Source organism: Spiroplasma sp. ChiS, from assembly GCF_002968355.1.
Classification (GTDB): Bacteria; Bacillota_I; Bacilli_A; order Mycoplasmatales; family Mycoplasmataceae; genus Spiroplasma; species Spiroplasma citri.
Map to the genome: position 1 here is coordinate 1 of NZ_PUUH01000316.1, position 4,641 is coordinate 4,641.

At 26.1% G+C, this 4,641-nt stretch carries 8 protein-coding genes; 6 read left to right on the forward strand and 2 right to left on the reverse strand.

Going from position 1 to position 4,641, the window contains the following annotated elements; all coding sequences use genetic code 4:
• Positions 1-409: 409 nt before the first annotated feature.
• Together C6B38_RS08890 and pgsA are read right to left on the reverse strand one after the other, a co-directional pair.
• The gene (locus tag C6B38_RS08890) at positions 410-1,210 is read right to left on the reverse strand and encodes an SDR family NAD(P)-dependent oxidoreductase (RefSeq protein ID WP_105299353.1); all 801 of its coding nucleotides are present in this window, start codon (positions 1,208-1,210) and stop codon (positions 410-412) included.
• Complete coding sequence (pgsA, locus tag C6B38_RS08895) at positions 1,194-1,904, reverse strand: CDP-diacylglycerol--glycerol-3-phosphate 3-phosphatidyltransferase (RefSeq protein WP_105299354.1); 711 nt, start codon at positions 1,902-1,904, stop codon at positions 1,194-1,196. The genes C6B38_RS08890 and pgsA overlap by 17 nt, the downstream gene beginning before the upstream one ends.
• A gap of 109 nt (positions 1,905-2,013) precedes the next feature.
• On the opposite strand from pgsA, the gene C6B38_RS08900 reads away from it, so the two are divergent.
• From C6B38_RS08900 to C6B38_RS08920, 6 genes are all read left to right on the forward strand, one after another.
• A complete protein-coding gene (locus C6B38_RS08900; RefSeq protein ID WP_105299355.1) occupies positions 2,014-2,508 on the forward strand; it encodes a CinA family protein in 495 nt (164 codons plus the stop codon).
• Between the two features lie 26 nt (positions 2,509-2,534).
• Positions 2,535-2,693, forward strand: coding sequence for a hypothetical protein (locus C6B38_RS10440; RefSeq protein WP_162475949.1), 159 nt, complete (start codon positions 2,535-2,537; stop codon positions 2,691-2,693).
• Between the two features lie 720 nt (positions 2,694-3,413).
• Positions 3,414-3,638, forward strand: a complete 225-nt coding sequence (locus C6B38_RS08905) for a pentapeptide repeat-containing protein (RefSeq protein ID WP_105299356.1) — start codon at positions 3,414-3,416, stop codon at positions 3,636-3,638.
• Complete coding sequence (locus C6B38_RS08910) at positions 3,638-3,889, forward strand: hypothetical protein (protein ID WP_105299357.1); 252 nt, start codon at positions 3,638-3,640, stop codon at positions 3,887-3,889. The genes C6B38_RS08905 and C6B38_RS08910 overlap by 1 nt, the downstream gene beginning before the upstream one ends.
• 163 nt (positions 3,890-4,052) lie before the next feature.
• Complete coding sequence (locus C6B38_RS08915; RefSeq protein ID WP_146693379.1) at positions 4,053-4,325, forward strand: hypothetical protein; 273 nt, start codon at positions 4,053-4,055, stop codon at positions 4,323-4,325.
• Positions 4,310-4,641, forward strand: a 332-nt coding sequence (locus C6B38_RS08920; protein WP_146693380.1) for a hypothetical protein, incomplete at its 3' end; no start/stop codon positions are given. The genes C6B38_RS08915 and C6B38_RS08920, both read left to right, overlap by 16 nt.

Sequence of the window (4,641 nt, forward strand, 5' to 3'; positions counted from 1 at the left end):
ATAATTATTTTTTTAATTTGTCAAGTAAATATAATTTTTGGCCGAGCGGTTGACTTTCTTAAATTGTTGTGATAAAATGACTTACAAGTTAAAAAAAGTTTTGAGGTTCTTTCAAACAAATTTGGGAACCTTTATAAAATTCTTCGCTTAACGCTTAGAATTTTTCCCAAATACTTTGAAAAGCGCAGCAAAAGTTTTTTTAAACTTTAAGTTATTTTTCACAAAATTATATATAAAAAATATATTGAAAACTATAACAAATTAGTCAATAAATTAAAAACAACTAATGCCGAATTAGAAAAATAATAGCATTAAACCCTTAATAAAATAGCAAACTTAAAAAAAGTAAGCCAACAATTATCAGATAAAGAATATAAAAGATAAAAAAATAAAAACAACAATGTTGTTTTTATTTTCGTTTTCTTTGATAATTGTAAACCGATGTTAATACTCAACTTTGGGGACTTCATTTTGTTAATTTTTTTACAATTTTATTAACACTTCCCGTTATGATATAATTTTTTCTTTTTACTTTTAATCCTTTTAATAAACTTTTTCGAGCATAAGTAGATGTTTTCATAACTTTAACAGTTGAATGGTATTTTGCATCTTTCTGGTTACTACTTCGATTTCAAAAATCAGTTTTTAATGGTCCTGGACATAAGGTAATAACTCGAACTGGTGATTTTGTTTTTTTCAATTCTGTATTAATAGCCACGCCTAAACTTCAAACATAAGCTTTTGAAGCATAATAACTAGCAAAAACTGAAGCTGGCGTAAATGCCGCTAAACTACCAATGTTTAAAACACGTCCTTGTTGTTGTGCTATAAAACGTTGCACAAATAATTTTGTTAAAATATGAACTGCTTTAATATTTAAATCAATCATGTTCATTTCTTGTTCTAAACTAGATTCGCTAAAATAACCCCATACACCATATCCAGCGTTATTAATTAAGATTGTTACATTATCTTTTGCAACATCATTAAATAATTTTTCACAATTCTCTAAATTACTTAAATCATAATTAATCATTTTAATTGTTTGTGCTGAATATTTTTGTTGTAAAGTTGTAATAGGGCTTGTATCACGAGCGACGGCAATAACATTATAACCAAGTTTTAATAATTCTTCGCAATAACAATATCCTAATCCTTTACTAGCACCAGTAACAACAGCTCATCCTAAATTATTATTTGTTTTTTTCATTGTTGTCCTGTCCATTTTCTAATTTTGGTTTTTTAATAACTGTCATATCAAATAATGTTTTAAGATTTAAGAAAATATAATTTCCTGCTGCTGCTAATGATAATACCGTAGCTAAATACATTGGAATCATAATAATTTGGTTCACTCAACCAAATTCATCTCATTGTCCTGTTTGTAAAGAATGGCCATTAAACATACGAAAACCAATAAAAAACAAAACTGTCATTCCAAACATTTCCATTGCTGCTCGCACTCGTCCTAATTGATTAGCAGCCATTACTACTTTTTGTGTTGCTAAAATTTGGCGAACAACATCAATTACAAAATCACGGGCAATTAACAACACTACCATTCAAACTGGAATAATGTTTGCACAAGCAAACACAATTAAAACAGTATTTGTTAATAATTTATCTGCAATTGAATCAAAAAATTTCCCAAATGTTGTCACTTGATTATAACGACGAGCAATAAAGCCATCTAATAAGTCAGTTAAACTAGCAATAATAAATAAAATCCCAGCAATTAAATAACTAATTGGCAATGAATAAGTAACATTATCTCCTTTAATTGTTAATCATTGATCTCATCCATTATATAAGGAACTATTTTCAAATGGAACAATTACCATTAAAGCAATAATAACTGGGATTAAAAAAATCCGAATTAATGTAATACGATTAGCTCAATTCATTTTAAGTCCTCTTTTCTAAAGATATCTTATCTTGCTATGTTAATATTACTTACATATTATATTATATAAATGTATAATATTAAAGAAAGTTTATGAGGTGAGAAGAAAAATGGTTAAAGAACTAGTACAATTACTTCAACAAAAACAAATGACAATTGCAGCATATGAATCAATAACAGGCGGCCTGTTTAGTCATTATATAACTAATGTTCCAAATGCTAGTCAAGTTTTTTTAGGCAGTATTGTCACTTATACCAATAAAATTAAAATTAAAGTTGGCCATGTTTCTCAATCAATAATTACAAAATATGGTGTTGTTTCAAAAGAAACAGCTGAAGCAATGGTTTTTGCTTGTCAAAAACAATTTAATAGTGATATTGCCGTAAGTTTTACTGGTAATGCTGGTCCAGGTCAATTAGACAATTTACCAATTGGAACGGGATTTGCAACTATTCTTTTTCAAAACGAAGCAACAACATTCGCATTAACATTTAATCCAAATTGATCACGAAAACAAATTAAAGTTGCAACTGTTACAACAATAATTAAACATTTACAACAAATTTTAGAAAAAGAACAAGGAATTAATAGTAAAAAAGGATAAAAATAAACAGAAAGGAGAATAAAAAAATGGAAGATAATAAACCAGTTCCTCCTCAAACGAAACCTCTTGACCAAGATGAAATTTTAAAAAATGTAATGAAAGAAATTGAAAAAACATATGGTAAAGGAGCTATTATGAAATTGGTAGTAAGAAAAAAGTTGATTTTTTATAAAAAATATAAATAAAGTAATTAAATATAAATTAAAGTAATCGCTTATAAGAGCGATTTTTTTATTTGCATTATTCATCAGATAGTATCTTTAAAATTAAAAATTAACCTATTTTCCCTACAAATTAGTTAATTTTTATAATTTCCTTTCTGTGATTTATTATATTTTTTCGGTTTATTAATAGAGATAATGAGATATTTAAACAACTAATAATATCATTTTTAATAAAGGTACTATCTGATGAATAATGCAATACTAAAACTTAATATTTTGATGCTTAAAGATGGATAACTCATCTATGACACGAAGCCTTAAAGAAAGTGTGAAAGCGATTGGATTTACTACTCCTATTTATTTCTTTAATTCTCGGCGGGGTTAGTAGCCCGCGAAATGTCAGAGCGTGTGTTTTTGGCTTGTTTCATAAAAAGAGTGCTGTTAAACCGAAAAAAACAATATCGGACACTAAAAAACAAGAGGGAGGAGCTCCAAAAGGTTATTTTCTTTATTTAAAGTTGTGTAGGGATGGATGAAGCGTAATTAATAACTGGATAAGCTGTTTTTTTTGTTTATTTCCGTGGGGGGTAAACTCTATCAAAATATCCTATCCGCCCCCGCTCACCCCCGAAGTGAAGCGGGCGGCGAAGTAATTAAATACTAAAATAAATTATCTAATAAATATCAAAATATTAACCAATAAAGGAATACTATGTTTTTTTACAGAAAGGAAATTATAAAATGAAAACATTACACGAAATGATAAAAGATTTAACAGAAATTGATGTTGAACAAGATAAAATAAGTGATTATTTAGAAGAAGAAGTATTATATTTACTAGGTGTTGATTTATCTTATGCTGATTTACGTTGGGTTAATTTAACTAATGCTAATTTAGATAAGGTTAAAATTACAAAAAAACAATTAGAACAATTAACTGTTACTGTTATTGAGGAGGATGAATAATGAATATAACAGAATCAATTAAATTTAACAAACTTAAAGAAGAAAATGAAGCACTTAAAAATGAAATTACAGAATTAAAACAACAACAATTATATAAAAAAGATATATGAATAGATTTTATTCGTTGTGAAGAATGTGAAGAAGAAATAGAAATATCAGGATTAACAAAAGGAATTAATAAAATTACAAGTGAATTTGAGCACTTTGATGAATGCATGACTAAAATGTACGAAGATTTAACAATATTGTAGAATAGATAATTCTAAATATGACAAATTACCTAGTAAGGATGTGAAATATGAAAAAGTTAAATAAAAAAACTATTAATAAAATAAATGAATTAATGCTCAGAAGTTATCTAGTTTCATTTGAAGATATTACTGATGAACATTGAGCATTAGGTAAAACTAATTAATGAAAGGATTATTTATAATGTCAGAATATAAAAGTAAATATATTAATAAAACTTGAGATGAAATAACAACATCTTTTGATTGAGTTAATTGTCAACCTATTGATTGTCGTATTTCACATCATAAAAAACATTATGATTTGGAATGTTTAGAATGAGCAAAAATGTACTTAAATTTATTTAAAGACAAGTGAAATCTTATTGCTTCTTATATGGAACATTACAAAATTAACGATATTTTAGATTTAGCATCAGATGGATGAAAAATATTATAATTTGAGAAAAAAATAAATCAAGTAAATTAAAATATATTATTGCAATTGACCCTGCTGGAATTGGACAAACTGGTATTATTATTTATAATTTTTTGAAAAAGAAAATAATTAATAATATTACTTTTAGTTCTAATTCTGAAGAAGAAGCAATAAATAATATGTATTTAATATTAAATGATTTTAAAAATAAAATTTGTTCTTATTTAAGCAAAGTTATTGTAATAATTGAAGATTACCAACTTCATAAAGGTTTAAAAATAAAAAACCCATTATCTACTCCTAAATTTATTGGTGGTTTAAAAGTTTTATGTAAATA